Annotated in this window: 16 protein-coding genes; 3 read left to right on the plus strand and 13 right to left on the minus strand. The window is 58.1% G+C overall.

Annotated elements, in window-relative coordinates:
* Positions 1–629: 629 nt before the first annotated feature.
* The 3 genes from NMG70_RS02345 to NMG70_RS02355 all read right to left on the minus strand — a co-directional run bounded on the left by NMG70_RS02345 (position 630) and on the right by NMG70_RS02355 (position 3,534).
* Positions 630–1,361 (minus strand): glycosyltransferase, encoded by a 732-nt coding sequence (locus NMG70_RS02345; protein WP_254023035.1) that lies wholly within the window; start codon positions 1,359–1,361, stop codon positions 630–632.
* A gap of 78 nt (positions 1,362–1,439) precedes the next feature.
* Positions 1,440–2,255: a glycosyltransferase family 2 protein gene (locus NMG70_RS02350; protein ID WP_254023036.1), complete on the minus strand. Its 816-nt coding sequence runs from the start codon at positions 2,253–2,255 to the stop codon at positions 1,440–1,442.
* Between the two features lie 109 nt (positions 2,256–2,364).
* A complete protein-coding gene (locus tag NMG70_RS02355) occupies positions 2,365–3,534 on the minus strand; it encodes a glycosyltransferase family 4 protein (protein ID WP_254023037.1) in 1,170 nt (389 codons plus the stop codon).
* 173 nt (positions 3,535–3,707) lie between these two features.
* Here NMG70_RS02355 and NMG70_RS02360 point away from each other — a divergent pair, with 173 nt between their 5' ends.
* A complete protein-coding gene (locus NMG70_RS02360; protein ID WP_254023038.1) occupies positions 3,708–4,625 on the plus strand; it encodes a sulfotransferase family protein in 918 nt (305 codons plus the stop codon).
* Between the two features lie 18 nt (positions 4,626–4,643).
* Here the strand turns inward: NMG70_RS02360 and NMG70_RS02365 are convergent, their stop codons facing one another.
* From NMG70_RS02365 to NMG70_RS02375, 3 genes are read right to left on the minus strand one after another with little or no spacing between them, the layout of a single operon-like run.
* Positions 4,644–5,330, minus strand: coding sequence for a sulfotransferase family protein (locus NMG70_RS02365; protein ID WP_254023039.1), 687 nt, complete (start codon positions 5,328–5,330; stop codon positions 4,644–4,646).
* A complete protein-coding gene (locus NMG70_RS02370) occupies positions 5,327–6,091 on the minus strand; it encodes a sulfotransferase domain-containing protein (RefSeq protein ID WP_254023040.1) in 765 nt (254 codons plus the stop codon). Before NMG70_RS02370 ends, NMG70_RS02365 begins: the two co-directional genes overlap by 4 nt.
* 38 nt (positions 6,092–6,129) lie before the next feature.
* Entirely contained in the window at positions 6,130–6,471 is a 342-nt protein-coding gene (locus tag NMG70_RS02375) for a glycosyltransferase (protein ID WP_254023041.1), read from the minus strand.
* Positions 6,472–6,510: 39 nt separating this feature from the next.
* Between NMG70_RS02375 and NMG70_RS02380 the strand changes: the two genes are divergently transcribed.
* Positions 6,511–7,245: a hypothetical protein gene (locus NMG70_RS02380; RefSeq protein ID WP_254023042.1), complete on the plus strand. Its 735-nt coding sequence runs from the start codon at positions 6,511–6,513 to the stop codon at positions 7,243–7,245.
* A 103-nt stretch (positions 7,246–7,348) separates the two neighbouring features.
* On the opposite strand, the gene NMG70_RS02385 is transcribed toward NMG70_RS02380, so the two are convergent.
* The 6 genes from NMG70_RS02385 to NMG70_RS02410 form a co-directional block, all read right to left on the minus strand.
* Complete coding sequence (locus tag NMG70_RS02385; protein ID WP_254023043.1) at positions 7,349–8,521, minus strand: glycosyltransferase family 9 protein; 1,173 nt, start codon at positions 8,519–8,521, stop codon at positions 7,349–7,351.
* Positions 8,511–9,695 (minus strand): glycosyltransferase family 9 protein, encoded by a 1,185-nt coding sequence (locus NMG70_RS02390; protein ID WP_254023044.1) that lies wholly within the window; start codon positions 9,693–9,695, stop codon positions 8,511–8,513. Before NMG70_RS02390 ends, NMG70_RS02385 begins: the two co-directional genes overlap by 11 nt.
* Before the next feature lie 8 nt (positions 9,696–9,703).
* Positions 9,704–10,882, minus strand: a complete 1,179-nt coding sequence (locus NMG70_RS02395) for a glycosyltransferase family 9 protein (protein ID WP_254023045.1) — start codon at positions 10,880–10,882, stop codon at positions 9,704–9,706.
* A 6-nt stretch (positions 10,883–10,888) separates the two neighbouring features.
* On the minus strand, positions 10,889–12,694 hold the full coding sequence (locus NMG70_RS02400; RefSeq protein WP_254023046.1) for an ABC transporter ATP-binding protein: 1,806 nt from the start codon (positions 12,692–12,694) through the stop codon (positions 10,889–10,891).
* 308 nt (positions 12,695–13,002) lie between these two features.
* Positions 13,003–13,983, minus strand: coding sequence for a glycosyltransferase family 2 protein (locus tag NMG70_RS02405; protein WP_254023047.1), 981 nt, complete (start codon positions 13,981–13,983; stop codon positions 13,003–13,005).
* A 163-nt stretch (positions 13,984–14,146) separates the two neighbouring features.
* Positions 14,147–14,794: an FkbM family methyltransferase gene (locus tag NMG70_RS02410; protein ID WP_254023048.1), complete on the minus strand. Its 648-nt coding sequence runs from the start codon at positions 14,792–14,794 to the stop codon at positions 14,147–14,149.
* A gap of 341 nt (positions 14,795–15,135) precedes the next feature.
* Here NMG70_RS02410 and NMG70_RS02415 point away from each other — a divergent pair, with 341 nt between their 5' ends.
* Entirely contained in the window at positions 15,136–16,143 is a 1,008-nt protein-coding gene (locus NMG70_RS02415) for a GSCFA domain-containing protein (RefSeq protein WP_436798331.1), read from the plus strand.
* A gap of 22 nt (positions 16,144–16,165) precedes the next feature.
* On the opposite strand, the gene NMG70_RS02420 is transcribed toward NMG70_RS02415, so the two are convergent.
* Positions 16,166–16,741: a TylF/MycF/NovP-related O-methyltransferase gene (locus tag NMG70_RS02420; protein WP_254023050.1), complete on the minus strand. Its 576-nt coding sequence runs from the start codon at positions 16,739–16,741 to the stop codon at positions 16,166–16,168.
* Between the last annotated feature and the right edge of the window lie 167 nt (positions 16,742–16,908).

Consider the following 16,908-nt stretch of genomic DNA (forward strand, 5'->3'; position numbering starts at 1 on the left):
GCCTGGATTGCTCGGCGCCTTAATATGTTGGGCAGCATTGCGTCCGATCGTTGCCATTGACGAAGAATGCTACTACGCGCCGTCTTCAATGTGACCGCATGGCTGTTGCTCATCGCCGTCTTGGCCGCGACCTCGCAAGGGATAGCTGGTTGAGACGGTGGACGGCGGTAGGCTCCTGCGGCTCCACCCGCTCTACTCGCTCTACTCGCTCTACTCCTAATTGGTGTCGCCCTCCTAAATGATGCCGTGCTAATGTTTTAGCCGGCTTGGGAGGTTCCAATCGACCTCATTGCGAATGTTTTCGCCGGCACGTGGGCTGCCGCCGTGCTTGCCGCCATCTGGTATGTCTGGAGGCGGCCCTCGCTGCCCATTGCCGAAAACAAGCAGGACTGCGATTTGCGGGAATGGCTGGACGGGCAGGTGTAGAGGGCGCTTGTGCCGGGGCGAAGCGGGCGCCCGACCCTGGGTCGACATGACACGGGTCGTCTCGTTTCCTGCGAAGAGCGCGCCCAACCCGGTGTTCGGCGAGGCCATGCCGCAGCACGGCGCGCGAAGACCGGCCGTCAGCGCGGGAACCCCAAGCGGCGTTAGGCATCGCTACCGCCAGCCGCTGGGGCTTTTTGATTGGGCTACCGGCTCGCCGAGCGCGAAAGAGCAGCTTCTGCTTGATCGGCACTGCTCAGGAATTCGTCCCGTTCGGCTATCCACAGATTCGCATAGTCGACATTCTGCCACTCGGCAAACCACGGACCGCCACTTGTATAGTGGACCGCCTTGGGTGTGCCATGCGCCGGCTTTTCGTTCCAACCTTCAAGCCAGTTCCACTCTACCGGCAGCGAGCCCAAATCCTCATCGGCAACCCACTGCATTCGGTGGAGGTAGGCGCCACTTTCGCGGTTCACGACCTCCGGCGTAAGTGATTTAACCGCAGGGTGCGCGCAATTGAACAGCATCAGCGAGGACCAGTTTTTTCGAGGGTAGGATGTCTGGACAACGCCATCCATCTTGGTGGTGGCCTTCGGCGTATAGTCGTGCTGGACGCAATAGACCGCCTTGTTCGACTTCGTGTATTCCAGCAAACCTGCGACGTCACCGAGCCACAGGAAGTCGCAATCGCAGAACAAAGCCCAGCCCGTATAGTCGGCAAGAAAAGGCGTGAGAAACCGCGTATAAGTGAACTCTGTTGACGCGAGCGGATCTTTCTCCCTCCAATACAGTTCACGGGCACGCAGCTCGTCCTGTTTGATTGGAATGACGGAGACAGGCACCGAAGCGTTTTTGAGCAAAGAGTGCCGCGCCACGTCGTAGGCGATCGGCTCACGGCTGTCCCATCCAACGAATACCCTAAACGCATCAGTCATATTCAGTACCTTGGCTCCAATTTCAAAACGGTCATACACTAACTGTCTGGCAACAACTCGGCAACAATGGCGCGGAAATTAGCCAGGGCGATTTCTGAAACCCGCGGATTTGCCCTCCACCCCGGCCCGGCTTTCCTCGGCGCACCTCGACTTGCCGCCCAACGCGACAAGCGCCCATTTCTGATAGGTGTAGCCGGCCGAATAAGCGGCGACCATCGCACCGGTCGAACCGTCCAGAAACCCCAGCCTGAAGACATAGCTGTTCATATAAGCCCAGACCGAGCGCAAAACCGCCTTGCTGATCGAGCTTTTTTTCCCCTCGGCAAGCATCCGCGCGGCGGACGCTTGCGCGTATCTGCCGATCTTGTCATGCGCGTCCGCCAGGTCGGCGATGGAGTCATGCTCCATGGGATGGGACAACCGCGTGACCTTGCCATTCACCACCACCTTCTCATGCACGGTGTCATTGCTGAAGCGCCCGGACTGGCGACGGAAAAGCCTAAGCACCAGATCGGGCGACCAGCCACCATGGCGGACAATGCGCCCACAAAAGCGCGATCGTCTTGGTATTTCGAAGCCGTCACAGCCTTTCGGGTTGGCGATGGCAGCCCTGATTTCCGCGGCCAGCGGCGGCTCGACCCATTCGTCGGCATCAAGCGAAAGGACCCAATCGCCTGTCGCCGCGGCGAGGGCGCGGTTTTTTTGCGCGCCGAAACCCGGCCAATCGAGGGTGATCAGCACCTTGGCCCCGAGCCCACTGGCGATGTCCCTAGTCTGATCGGTACTGTTATTGTCGAGGACGACGATTTCGTCGGCAAAATGTACCGAGCGAAGGCAACGTGCAATGCACGCTTCCTCATTGCGGCTGATGATGACGACTGAGAGCGCCGGCACGGTCAGACGGTTCCGGCATCAAAACTGCGACTGTTGTTCAAATGAAACTGTCCCCCCCGGCCGGTTGGCACTCCGGTGATACTAACGGATTCAATAAATATATCGAAATTTATTTCAGGTCGAGACTTTCGTAGAGCGCTATCATTCTCCTGATCATGACGTTGAAATCGTAGTGTTCGGCTGCCGCCCTGACCCTGGCCGCAGTCTCAGGCCGTGACGACAGCTGCAGCGCGCGGGCAAGCCCGGCGGCAAGCTCGTTTACGCTGGCTGCGTCGCAAACGAGCGCCGGCTCGAAGCGATCGACAAGCTCGCGCGCCCCACACCCGGTGCTGACCACGGCGGGCAAGCCGCTGGCCATGGCTTCGATCACCACTGTGCCGAATGGATCATAGATGGAAGGCAGCACGGCAATGTCGGCGGCGCCGTACCATGGCAGCGTATCTTTTTGCGGCCCCAGCATGCGGAGCCTTGCACCAAGGCCAAGCCTGTCACCGGCCTGCTGGAAGGTATCGGCGCGCGAATCGTGGCCAATGACCCATAACTCCGGCTCACCATCGAGCATTGCGACAGACTTCATCAAGGCAAGAAGTCCTTTTCGCGCAAAACCCGAGCCTACGAAGAGAACGACCGACCTGTCATCGTTGACGCCAAGCCGTGAGCGGACCACGGCCCGATGCTGTTGGCGCAACTCTAGGTTGAAGCGGCCCAGGTCGACCCCGTTGGGAATATGGTGCACGCGTTCGGCCGCATAGTCGTAGTGACGGACAACGTCCTCAGCCACCATTTTCGAAATGGCAATCACCGCTTTAAGCCGTGGGCTGGCATAGGTCGCGCGCTCGAGGCGCAGCGTCTGGTGATGAAACGGACTCAGCGCCATCGCTGCCCTGCCAAGCCGCGTCTCAAAACGCCGTCGCTCGGCAAGGTAGGCGGCATGAACGCCTTCCCCGGCCCGGAAGACGTCGCAGCACGGAAGGCGATCGTTGCTCTGCACCAGGGCCGGTGGCATTTCGGCGATCTTGCGGCAGGCGGCTCGTGCAAAGGACGTCGCCCGCAGGTGGCGGGGAAAGCGGCGGCCGGCGCACTGGATGAACTCTATGCCTTCGTGTCGCGGCCAGTCGCCTGACAGCACGGCCACCGGCCGTTGACGCGCGGCGAACGCCGCCATGATGTTTTCCAGCATGATCTCGCCTCCGCCAAAGGGCGCGTAGCGCTGGCGCACGAACAGGATAGGCGTCTTCGGGTCAGCTTGAACCCGTTGATCATGCCGTGGCAAATCCATGCGACCTCGCTACGCCCTTTTGCACCCCGATCAAGCTTTCCAACTTGGCGGGACTTTGCTCGCAGTCTATTAAGCGTGGCAAGCCGGTCCTGGATAGGGGCGCTGGCGTATAGTTCCGCGTGGTTGCGGCTATGCCACGGCGGTAGACTGCTTTCAAGGCGAGGGTTTTGCCGATGATCACCAGCCATGTTTCGCCCGCCGACAAGGCAGTCTCGGCCAAACGCAAAGTCGGCTTGATCCGCCGCTTGGAGCGCTCGTTGCGACCGGGGCTGCGAAATCTCCGCGGTCTGGTCAAGGAGCCGTTTCTAGCCTGGGCGCATCCGGAAGCTCTGGCTTTATATCGCAGAGCGATGCAGACCGCTTATCTGCCGGACGATCTGATCGACGTCGTCCCGCAACTCAAGATCCTGTATCTCGCCACGCCGAAGGCGGCGAGCAGCCGCATTCGCAGCAACCTTGCAGCCATGATCGGCAATGACACCGTGTCGGAATGGCGCAGCGACCAGAACTGGAAGGTGCACAACCGAAAGGCGTCGAGCTTGCAGGCGCCCCGCCATGGCCTCGTGCAGTTCCATCGCATGGCCACAAGTCCCGAAGCCTTGCGGTTCACCTTCGTTCGCAATCCCTATACAAGGCTGTTGTCGTGCTGGGCCGACCAATATCGCGACCGCCCCCTTGTGCCTGGCTATGGCAGGGTGGAGGTCTATCTGGCGCATCGCGAAAGGGCGGATCCGGCGCTACCTGTCGGTGCTGACAAGAGCCTGTCGTTTGCTGATTTCGTCGCCTTTGCCTGCACGACCTCGACATGGCGCATCGACAAGCATTGGCAGAGGCAAAGCGACATCATCGACCTTCCAGGCGTTGTTTTCGACCTCATCGGCAAAACCGAGACTTTCGCACGGGATTTCGGACGGGTTCTCGATCATGTCGGTGCAAGCGAGGAAATGCGACGCGCGGCGATGCCACCTCTGCACACCTCCTCGCGCCGCAGGCTTGCCGACTATTTCACGCCAGAACTGGCGGATACCATCTACCGCGCCTATGAGCGCGACTTCGATCAGTTTGGCTATGCGCGCGCGCTTCCAGAGTGAAGCGGTCGCTCGGCCTTCTCAAAGATATCCGAACGCCTGCATCAGGGATTTCCCACGCCCCTCGGTAAGCTCCATCAATTCCTGCTGACCCAGTTCGGTCTTCCAGCGGCCGCGGCCATCATAAATTGGCTGGTTCACCTGCTGGTTGCGCAACGCGGCATGTTGGGGTTGCGCATCGAGTGTGAACCATCGTTGCGGGCTCCGATGATAGTCGAGCAAACTCTGGTCGAACGACAATCCCAGGAAGGTGCAGATCTTTTCGATGGTCGCTTCCGGGTCATCAACAAGATCTTCGTAGCGGTAAATCAGGACGTCCGTGGTGCCGCGCTCGGCAAGCACCAATGTGTTGTCCGAAATCCAGCGATCCAGGCTCTCGGTCGCATCGCCAAGCCGCCTGGTCAGCGAAGCAACGGTATCGCGCCCATCGCGTACCGGCATCACGAACTTCGCGCCCGGCACCAGGCGTCTTATCCGGTCCACACGCCGGATATGACGCGGTGTCTTTTCAAGCAGCACCGACTTGCCCGCCCCAATGGCCGCCTGTTTCAGCTTCGAGTAGCGATACAGCGCAAGTGGAGCCCATTTGAAAAACACGTTGGTTTCTTCGAATGGCAAAAAAACATCGGCATGCGAAGCAAGAATCGTAGCTATCAGGGTGGTGCCGCTATGTCCGCATCCGCAGACAAAGCCTTTGCATCGGATCAATTCACACCTGCCCTGGCGTCGGCATAAGATAGGCCATGCCGCTGAAAGGCGTCATCGAGCCGCCTCCAGTAATCGAGCCGCGCAAGCACATTGTCACAAAAGGCTACATCATCCGCGCTGAGGTAGTCCAAATAACCGCCGACCTTACCTTTTCGAACCTTGAAGCTTTCCGGGTCGTCAGGATTGCGCGGTTGCAATCTCCCGCCATAGCGCGCACCCAGCTCTCCTGAGATTTCAGATTGCTGCATCCGTTTGAAGGATCTGCTGATGGCAACATCGGCAAGCTGGGACTCCTCAAAGGATTTTCCCAAAAATTTCCCGATGCTGCGCAATGCGTCTTTTGTATCCCGCTGCACATCTTCATAGCGCAGAAGCGCAATCTTTCGCATTTGAGTTGCGGCTGCGAACCACTGCAGGTTGAAAAGGGCGATCTTCTCGACACCGTGTTGGGGGCTTCTTATACAATCGCCGATCGGACCTGCTTCCAGCCCATGGCGTTTGTTGACCTGGAAATATCCTGACACCGCAGTGTCGCGGGGGTCTCGCGTCAGGAACAGAATCCGTTGCCGTTTATAGCGGGATTTGTCGGCGCTGATCTGCGTAATGTCACGCAGATCCTTGTGGTCGCAACCGTCATGCGTGTAGGCCGCATCAACGCCCAGGTCGTCAAGCATTACGCGCAGCCAGGTCCGCCCGGATTTGGGAAATGAGACGACAAGCAGCGACGGCTTTCTTGCAAAAAAGTTGGACAATAAACTCAACGTGAGAACTCCGACTGCGGGCACTTTGATCGAGCAGATCAGCGATTGTAGATATCGATTAGGGCATTGGCGATCCGTTGCGAAGCCGGCACCTCTGGATCGATCGACAGATTGGCATTGAGGAAGTCCCGGCTTTGCTCAAAATAGGTCGGCCTTGACCTGACCGCAGCGCGGATATCCTCGACGAGGTCATGCTCCGACAATGTTGGTTTGAAGGCGCCCATGGGCCTGTCGAACTCGACCATGGGCGAAACCAGCGGAAACAGCACCACCGGAATGCCGCAGGCGACTGCTTCGTAAACAGTCGTGCTTGGGCGCGTTACAAGCGCCAGAGCGTCCGGGAGCAGTTGTGCGAAATCCAGGGGCGATTTGTTCGGCATATCGACTTTTGCGAACATCGTCGGGTGGACGCTAACGACATGGGCAAGGCCGAGTTTCGCACATGCGGCTGCCACGGCTTCAATCGCTTGGCGATCTGCGGGGTCCTCGATATCCCCTTTGAAGTTGACCAGCACAAAAAGCCCTTCATCGTGCCTGGTGCCAGCGCTTCCGACGGCACGCTCAATGACCGGGGAGCCGACAACGTATGTCGGCTGTGGTCTTTGCTGCAGAGCCGCTGGTCCCATCGACAGGATGTAGTCGGCTCTCACAAATCGATGCGGCTGCAGCAGTCGCGCACCTCCGATCAGGCCGACCACACGGACCATGCCGAAGTTGATGGAGTCGATGAACCGCCTAAAAAATTGCGGCGCATAGTCATTTCCAGTCACCAGCATGTCGCCGGGTCTGATCATCCGCTCGAGCTCGGCAAAGCCGATATGCGATATTCCCCGGGCGTTGAGTTCAGGTTGCGCTACGCCGCCGCGTTTCAATCCATCGAGATGCACGAACACGCATCGGATGCCGCGGTCAACCAGAATTTCTGCCGCGTCAGCCAGCAGGCGAACATTGTTGCGGTTGTGTGGGACGAAGTAGACAGTCCTAGTCGCTGCCCTGCCGCGAACGTAGATACGCCCGCGCTTGAACAGATTTCCCGGATGCACAAGCCGGTACGCGGCGACGAGCCGCTGCACAAAGCCTTCGCTGACAGGAGAAGCCGCCTTGGTTCTCGACCTACCCAAAGATATGCATCGCCTCTTGCCGGTGAAATTTAGAACGGCCGCCCGCCGGGTAGTTTACAATGCTCTCGCCGTCAAGAAAGACGCTTGACTGCTTCGCCGGTTGTGACCTGCCTGGCACACTTGCGATGCGATGGCTTCAAGTAGCGCTGATGAGTGAGCCCATGTGGTTTTGTGCGTCTTCCATCACCGCGGCCCAAGGCCTTTCCCGTTTCGAGACCAGCACGGCGGAAGGATAGTAGGGTGTGCGATCGCCCTCGACCGGCCAGGAACGCTTGAAACCATCGCCAAGGATAAAGACCGACGGGATGCCGAGCGCGCCCGCAAGATGCGCCCCGGTATTGCTGATGGTTACCACGGCGTCCATCGCGGCAACCTGCGCCGCGAAAAGGTCCATGTCGACGAGTTGATCCACCAAGACGTCATGCAAGATGCGCGCGGGATCACCATCGGTCAAGATTTTCAGGTCGGGCTCAATCCGGCCATATTGCAGCGAAACGAACTGCAGGTCCTGTCGACCGAGCAGGCCGCGCCATGCCGCCAGTGGCGGCAGGTCCTTGCCGGGATTGGAGCTGCCCCATGCGACGCCGACCAATGGGCGGCCATCCTTGCGATAGCGGGCGCGAAGGTCAGCGACCCGCGCGGGATCCGGCTTGAGGGGAACGAAATGCTCCCGGATCGTGGTCTCATCCGTCTCGAACACGGCAGTCAGATGCTGGACGCCGGCAAAGAGCTGGGCCTCGCCATAGGCGGCCTCGGTCCCCGGACCGACGGCCCGCACATCGGCGGCGGGAAATGTCCGCTGAAACAGCGGCACCAAGCGGTGCTCGACCAAGACGATCAGACGAGCGGCGCGGGCGAGCGCGCGGCCGACGGAACTCGCATGGTGGATCGCAGTGGCCAGCCCCTGCTTTTCGGTCTCCATCAGATCGACGAGCAGGACCTGGCCCGAGATATCCTGACCCAGCCATTCGCCGTCGACGCGGCCCTCGACGATGTGGCGCCGGGCGATCTTGAGCTCGGCCGCCGGGCCGTAGGCGCCCATGCGCATCAGCGCCTTGCTGAGCTCGTCGAGCAGGTGGACCTCGCCCCTCGACTTCGCGATCGACCCCAGCGCCAGGGCTTTCGGCAGCGCCGCCGACCAGTCGCGCGCCTCGATGCTTCGCCTATAATCCGCCATCTGATCGGCAATGTCGCCATCGCGCCAGCGCAGGAAAAGCTGCCGCCGGTGGCGACGGAACCAGACCTTGTAGTTGTAGCCTGCAAGCGCGACACCGCGGCGGAACCGGCGAAGGAGTTGGCTACCGGCCATCACCAACTCCATCGATGATTTGCATAACCCGTCCACCTGCTTCCTGCATTGCAGACGCCCATGCCTGGTCACTCTTTCGAACCAGCCGAACGTTTGGATATGTGGCTACCGTCTCGCCGAAGGCAGGCCACGACAGCCGAAACCCATCATCGAGCATGACTACGGTCGGCACGCCAAGCGCTCCCGCCAGATTGGCGCCGGTATTGCTGATCGTCACCACCGCGTCGAGGGCGGCGATTTGCGCGGCGAAGCGGTCCATATCCGACAATTGGTCCACGGACGCGTCATGGATGATGCGTCCCGGCGCCCAGCGCTCGAATTCGGCGAGCGCTGGCCGGACATCGCCATATTGCATGCTGACGAAACGGCCCGGCAGATTGCCGAGCAGCGCCCGCCAGTCGTCCAGGGCCGGCAGGTCCTTGCTCTTGTTCAGACTTCCCCAGGCAAAGCCGATCAGCGGACCCGGGCCATGATCGAGATAGGCGCCGCGCAACTCGGCGACAAGCCGGCGGTCCGGCTCCAACGGAACGAAGGGCGCGCGCGCCGTCGGCTCATCCGGCCAGAAGTGCCTCGCCAGTGTCTCGAAGCAGGCGAAGACATCGGCGTCGACCGCCGCCGCCTCTTCCGCCTCTGGCCTGACATCGAGCGCGGGATATGTTCTGCGATAAAGTGGCGCCAGGCGCGGCTCGACCAGGACGGTGCATCGGTCGGCGGCCGCGACCACCGGGCCAAGCAGCGACGCGAACTGGAAGAAGATTGCAAGATCGCCTTCGCGCCGCTCGACGGCAAGCCGGCGACCCGCAAGATCACTGCCATCCCATTCGGGCCGGCCGGGCACTTGCTTGCTCGACGCAATCAACTGCCAAGCGCGATTCCCAGCGCCAAGCCGTCTCAGTCCACGCCCGGCTTTTTTGACAAGCCCTCGATCGCCAAGCTGCTCACCGAGCAGGCCGAGTTCCAGCGCATGTTCCCGGGCCGCCTGCCAGTCACGCCGCTCAACACTCTGCGCCATCAGGCTCGCATGGCGTTTGACGCTTTCGTCAGCATGGCGCGAGGGACGCCTGAAAAACTTCTTTGCCCGATCGAGAACCTTCTGCAGCCGCTTGCCGTCAACACCTTGCGGGCGCAGGTCGGCAGCTTTTGCCTTCTCAAGGATGGATCGTCTGTTCGGCACGGCGACCCTCAACTATCGCTAGACAGCGTCGAACGCGCCGTCAGAACCGACGAGAGCCGCCGGCCGACTTCGTCGAGCACCACCGGCCATGCGCGCCCTTCCTTGTGTATGACGATGCCCTTTGGATACCAGGGCGTTCGATCGCCAGTCACCGGCCACGCTGTCTGAAAATTGTCATCGATCAGGAAAATGGTCGGCACGCCGAGTGCTCCGGACAGATGCGCCGCCGTATTGCTGATCGATACGACGGCGTCGAGCGCGGCGATCTGCGCGGCGAAACGGTCCATATCAACCATCTGGTCGACACTGTCATCATAGATAAGGCGTGCGTCATTGCCGTTGCGCAGGCGCCGCAGCGCCGGCTTGATCTGTCCGTACTGGAGGGAAACGAACGTCGCCTGCGTCTGAGCGATGAACCGTGCCCATTCGGGGAAATCAGGCACGTCCTTGCTATGGGATTTGCTGCCCCAGGACAGCCCCACCAATGGCAGATCCGTCATCGAACGATAGCGCTTGCGGAATGTCTGGACGAGTTCAGGATCTACCCGCAGCGGCACGAAATCGGCGGCAAGTCTTTCGGCATCGCGGCCGAAAACCCAGGCGAGATTTTCGAAGCTCGCAAATTTGTCGCCAACGACATTCTGCTGCGCTGGGACCACGGTCGCATTCGGGAACGTCCTCTGCACAAGCGATACAAGGCGCGGCTCGACCCGAATTGTTGCGCTTTGCGCGCATCCAGCGGCGGCGCCAGCCAGTCGCGCATGGCGGATAACCCGGCCAAGACTGCGAGGGTCATCCTCTACAAGATCGATCAGCAGTGTATCCGAACCGAGGTCTTCTCCAGTCCACTCGTTGGCACCTTTCCCTTTTCGTTGCCGGCGAGCTGAAAGCCGAAGCTCGGCCGCCCGCGCGAAGTTGCCCAGCCGTTCGAACGCCTGGCCTGCCTTCTGCATCATTTCAGGGTCGCGGGCACGATCGGCCGTGATGGCCATTTCATTGGTACTTGCTTCAAGCCCCGTCCAGTCCCGGCGCGCGATCAGCGCGTCGACCTTGGCCTGCTGCTCAAGAATGGAACGAGGTTTGGAGCCGGCAAACAGCGTCCGCACGGCCTTTGTGTACCGGCGCAACTGCAGGCCCAATCCGCCAATCACATACCGTATGTAAGAACCGTGGTAAAAACTGGTCATCGGCCTTCAGCGCAATACGCTCTGCCGCAGCGTTCTGCCGCCTTCGACGAGCGGAGCGGACGCCTCCAGATGGAAGATCGAGCGATAGATTTCGCTGCGACTGGCGAGCTCGTCATGAGTCCCGGAGTCCGCGAGCAAGCCTGCGTCAAATACCAGAATACGATCGGCCGCCTTGATCGTTGAAAGCCTGTGCGCAATGCAGATCACCGTGCGCTGAAATGCATCGTCGAACGCAGCCTCCATGACCGCCCGTTCGTTTTCGCCGTCGAGCGCGGATGTTGCTTCATCGTAGACAATCACGGGCGCATCCTTGAGCAGGGCGCGCGCGATGGCAACGCGTTGTTTCTGCCCGCCCGACAGATTGGTACCGCCCGGCCCTACCAGTGTGTCGAGCCCGTTTTCAAGGTTCGAAGCAAAACTTGTGACCCGGGCGAGTTCCGCCGCGGAATCGATTTCTTGATCCGTGGCGTTCGGGCGTCCGTCACGAATGTTGTCACGGATAGAACCTTCGAACAGGAAGATATCCTGTGACACCAGTGCGATATTGTCGCGAACGTCGGCCAGGCTGATCTTCGCAATGTCCCTGTCGTCGATGAAGATCCTGCCCCTGTCCGGCTCCATCAGGCGCAGGATCAGATTGACGATGGTGGTCTTGCCAGCGCCGGAGCGGCCAACGATCGCCAGCTTCTCACGAGGTCGCACCTCGAAGGAAACACCGTGCAGCGCCGGGCTGCTGCCGCCATAGGAGAAGGCCACATCTTCAAAACGGATACCGCCCTCGACGCCGGTGAGGTGCTCGCCTGCGGTTGCGAGTTGTCTCTGTTCGGGCGTGTCGATCAAATCATACATCTGCTCGACGGCAACCATTTGCTTCTGGATGTCGACATTGACCCGGGCCAGCCGCTTGGCGGGCTCATAGGCAAGCAGAAAGGCGGTTATGAAGGCCATGAATTCGCCCGGCGTCTTGCCGTTGCCGAGGGTCTGCCAACTGGCATAAATGAGGAAAAGGCCGATGATGAAGCCGCCGCCTGTCTCCATCAATGGACTCATCAACGCCGATGTCCGGTTGATCTGGATGCCGCGCCTTTCCATCTTGCGGACAGCCTTAGCGAAGCTGGCGATCGCCTTGTCCTCGAGTTGGAACGATTTGATGGTGCGAATGCCGTCTATGGCTTCCGTGCCGATCGACTGAACCTGTGCCGCCAGCTCTGTCTCGCCCCTTGCCAGCGACTTGATCTTTCGCGTGATCGTGCTCACCGAGAGGAAGATCACCGGCAAAGCCGCCGCCGATATAAGCGACATGGTCGGGTCCTGTACGACCATGACACTTGCCAGTCCGACCAGGGTCAAAACGTCGGAGGCCGTGTTGCTCGTCAGCGTGATGATGACGGACGCACCGGCGCGTGCATTGAACATTATCTTGGAAATGAATTTGGCCGGATGCTGATTGACGAAATGGCCAATGTCGAGGCGCATCACCCGGGAAAACTGCCGGTGTTGGAGGTCCGACACGATGGCCCTGCGGACCTTTCCGGTCGTAATGGTTTGACCGAATGCCGCGATGCCCTTGACAGCGGAAAGTCCGATGATTGCCGCGCTGATACCCCAAACGGCGGCGGCGTTCCTGTCGATATAGATGCTGTTGATCATGTCGCGCATGATCCAGGCAAATCCGGACGTCGCCGCCGCACCGGCAATCGTGCACAGCAAACCGGCGAGATACAGCTTTATGTGCGGCGGCAGGTTCTCGAGGATCAGGCGCTTGACCAGCGGGTACGCCAAGGCCGCTGAAATTCGTCTCTTTGCGCTCATTCGGTTTCCTGCTGCGATGTGTCGTCGGTGTCAGTTGGCCTTTGCCGATCCATGCGACTTTCGCGACACCGCTCGCACATCTGCTATAAATCTATGTCGGATTGCTTGTCTGTGACTTTGTTCGGACCTGCAGTCAATGCCGAATCCGGATGCCAGCCCGCGTTGACGGGATCGGCGACTATGGGAGCATACACAACTCTCCGAAGGGTCCAAGAGGAATGATCGCCTGGACTTTGGAATAGAGCCTCCGGCAAAATCGGGCTCCCAACCGCGAGAATTGGTGAGCAGCCAAGGACCGGGTTATCGATCTAATCATTCCAAGAAATAGCTTGGGTTAGGCCAGCACCGATTATATCCTGAATACCCGAATAACTTTGCGAAATATCGCTCATCAAATTGAAGTCCGGCTTGTTGATAGTGGCGGAAAGGTATTCCTTGTATTTTGAAGCACCGTTCCAATATTGGCCTTCATCGACGGCGACCTGAGCCTTGCTCGTGAAATTAGAGAAAAACTTAAAATGAAGAAGAGCGCCATAACTCTCCACGTGGTTACGCCAATAGGGTAGCGGAGCGTGAATTGAATTTAAGATCGTCAATCTATCCCAGTATACGAACGGATATTTGGTTAGGGTGTGCGTACCAAACGCCCGGCTTCTCGGGCCACCTCGGATTTTGATATGTTGCGGGCTCGTCGTGTAATCGTATCCTGAAGCATCAAAATGATCGGCTATCTCCCAAGGAGCGCGTTTTGGGTCAAACGGAAAGTCCCTTAAGTCTCCTGCTGGATACATATCGATCATCGGCGCCAGCAGGTGCTTCATGCCACTTTTTTGGATCCAACCGGCGAGGTCATGCAGGTCGTGGCGATCCATGCCCTCATAAACCAGGTATTCATCCGCATCCACTATCACGTACCACCGGTTTAACCCGTATCTGCGGATTATATCCTGCCGCCAAAAATTTCCGCGCCCTGCTTCTCCATAGGTCTTTCGTGAGATGAATACGTCCACATCTGGCTGGCCCAACAGAAATTCCCGTGTCCCGTCCTCAGAACGGTCATCGACAATGGCAAATCTGGAAACGCCGATCGACCTATAGTGATCAAGGAATGGAATTATCTCAGGGTATTCGTTCCTGACGACTGACACGAGCAAGATTTCTTTTTGAGAAACTGGCGATAGATTTCCACGCGCTTCTAAATCATCTTTCCTCAGCGCATTGCGAAATCTATACTGAATTGTGTCGCCAATCGATCTACGGAAAATATGAAACCGGCTTCTTTTCTTCATTTGAGCTCACAAATTTCAAGGGGCTGTCCGCACAAAGGTCGCAGCGATCATGTTCGGATCGCCATGTTTTTTTGGAACGTCGCTCATCACTCGACTTGATATAGGTGATGGCAAAGGTGGATATGAAGGCGCGATCCAACTCATCAACATCCAGGGCAGATGACTAGTGCCAGTCCAAGTTGATTTTATTGGCCCAATCTCGTTTGATTGCCTCGCGGAGCGCGCGCGTACGTTCCGCAAGCTGTGGGATTTTTTTCTCGTGGGTTTCGGCAAAGATCATATCGATCTTGTTCATTAATCCGCAGGATAATATCGATTCGAGCATTGGCACTTCCGCGCCCTCTACATCAATCTTCAGTATCCGCACTGGAGATCCCAGATTTCGAACGAAATCAACTATACTTAACTGCTCAACCTCAGTGTAGTCGTCTTTCGAGATGTTAGATTTGTCTGCATACAATGAAGAGGATTGCGACCAAAAGTCTGGGTCAGAACTGAATTCACGTGACCGGTAGAGCTTCGCGGTCCCGGATTGGTCGGCTAGCGCCTGCTGATACAGATGGACATTCTTGAATGCTCCAACGTTCTTGCGCAGCCGTTCGAAGGTGTAGGGGTCTGGCTCGAAGGCATGAACCGTCGAGCCCGTCTTAGCCAAGGCCGAGGTGATCTCACCCAGATTCGCGCCGGCATCTATGACAATATCGCCTGGCTTCAGCCGCCGGCAGGCCCGTCCGAACAGATACGAAGCATTCCATGAGGGACGCCCGAACCAACGGCTGTAAGCGTGATATTTTAGCAATTTTACGTTCATAGTCACACAAAAAGATCCTGTCGACTCCACTGAACGTCGGCACCAAAATCCTCTATGCGCAAGATCCAGATGAGAGGGAGACGTTCTATGCCAATTTTGGTGCGGCTCTGCAACAGCGTCGCCGCGATTCTTGGCGTGTCTTAGAGTAGTCGCTTTAGTGATCGGGGCTTGGGGCCCATTTTCGGTTGGCCTTGAAGAGAGCGTTTGCGACGATGATGGGCTTCCGCATGACGGCGGTGATTGCGAGCTTTGCGGCGTGCCGGCCGGATTGCGGCCAGCGGGGAAGCGGGCTAAATGTCGGGCATGCTGTCAGCGGCCAAGTATGACGATCATGGAGCGATGTGACATTGCTAGAGCGAGTTCGACGAAAGTATCTTCGGCTCCGCAAGCGACTCGGGTACATTCAACCTATCCATTTGGCGGCTGCGGACAAACTGAATAACAAGTATGGCGATTTTGCCAGTTCGGGCGTAATTACAATCCGTAAAAACGCAGTATTCACCCGAAACGATATATTTTTCACGATGGGAAGTTGCTTTGCGGAGGAAATTCGTCTTGCGTTGACAAGCAAGCAGGTCGCCTGCGTTCCGTCTTACAGAAATATCAGTTTCGACCCAGCGCAAGCCATTGTAGATGAGCTGCCCGGGCGAGAGCATATGAACTTCTATAACACCTTCACTGTTCGCCTTCAGATTGAGCAAATGCTCGGCTTGTGGGATCAAGCCCATGACGACTGGTGGCAGATCAAAAAACCTGCGCCTTGGGGTCCGATCTGCTTTCAGGACCCCTACCGCCGTCTCATCCTCGCCAAATCTCCGGAAGTTCTCAAAGAGGTGATCGAGAGCATGAACAGGGAGATGCGGGTTGGCTTCGATGCGGCCACGGCATTCATATTTACCTTCGGAATGACTGAGGTCTTCATCAACAGGGCCAGTGGCAAAGTAGCAGCACAGAAACCGCTTTATCGTGGCGGAGGCGGAATGCAGGAAACGACGCTTCACGTCAGCAGCTTTCAGGAAAACTATGCCAACGTGACGGCTACCGTGGACATGGTCCGTCAACACAAACCCGATGCACCGATAATTCTCACAGTCTCACCGGTTGCATTGGCTCGGACGTTTCAAGACGCGGATGTCGTCACTGCGAACACTGAAGGCAAATCCGTTCTTCGGGCTGTGCTTGGTCAAGTCTCCCGGGAACGGGACAATGTCCATTACCTTCCCTCATTCGAGCTTGTCACCTATGGAGGCCTCACTCGTAGCTACGAAGAGGACTTACGGCACGTAAAGAGATCAGTCGTCGACGAGATCGTTGAACAGTTCTTCAATGCGTACTTTGCTCCGTCGTAGGCGTAGCCGCAGCCATTCAGCACTAGCTTGCCTTTACGACAATCGCCTGCCCCGTTGGAAGTTCGATGATGCCTTCCGGGCGGTTTTCGAAGAATTGGTCAAAGGCCGTTCGGGCTCCAGGACAGAGCGCAGAGCCGTAGTCGTCACAAATGATCATGCCATTCCCGCACACCCGATCGTAGAAGAACGCGAGCGCGTCACGTGTCGGCTCGTATAGATCGACGTCAATATGGACCAGAGCGAAACGCCAGTCGGATACGCTGGAAAAAGTGTCTGGTATCCATCCCACATGAAAAGTGGTGTTGCTGAAGTCGGAAATATTCTGTCTGGCTACCTTCTCGTCAGTGCTGAGATCGCCGGACTTCCATGGCGTTCGGCCGTTTAGCTTGCGATCCTCTGCGGTTGGTTCGGAGAGGCCAGCGAACGAGTCGAAAAGATGGTAGTGCCGTGGCCGAAGATCGCTCATCAGCATGAATATCGTCGACCGGCCTTGCCTTACGTCGCATTCGGCCACATCGCCATCGATACGCTCGATCGATCGCAAGCAGCTTTGCAGGACAAAAGCCCGGGGATCTGGAATCCCACGGATGTTTTTCACCCGCTGCAGCGCCTTTCGGAAAAATGGCTGGTCCTTCCAGACCAGAAGCCGTATTGTCGGCCTTCTTCTGAGAGACCTTATACCAAGCCACGCCTCTGCGTTTTTTCGAAATAACAGCACGTGCCGCGTCTCTCAATTTCATCCTATATCCTCCAGCATTCGAAATG

The sequence above is a fragment of the Mesorhizobium ventifaucium genome (assembly GCF_935822925.1).
Taxonomy (GTDB): Bacteria; Pseudomonadota; Alphaproteobacteria; order Rhizobiales; family Rhizobiaceae; genus Mesorhizobium; species Mesorhizobium ventifaucium.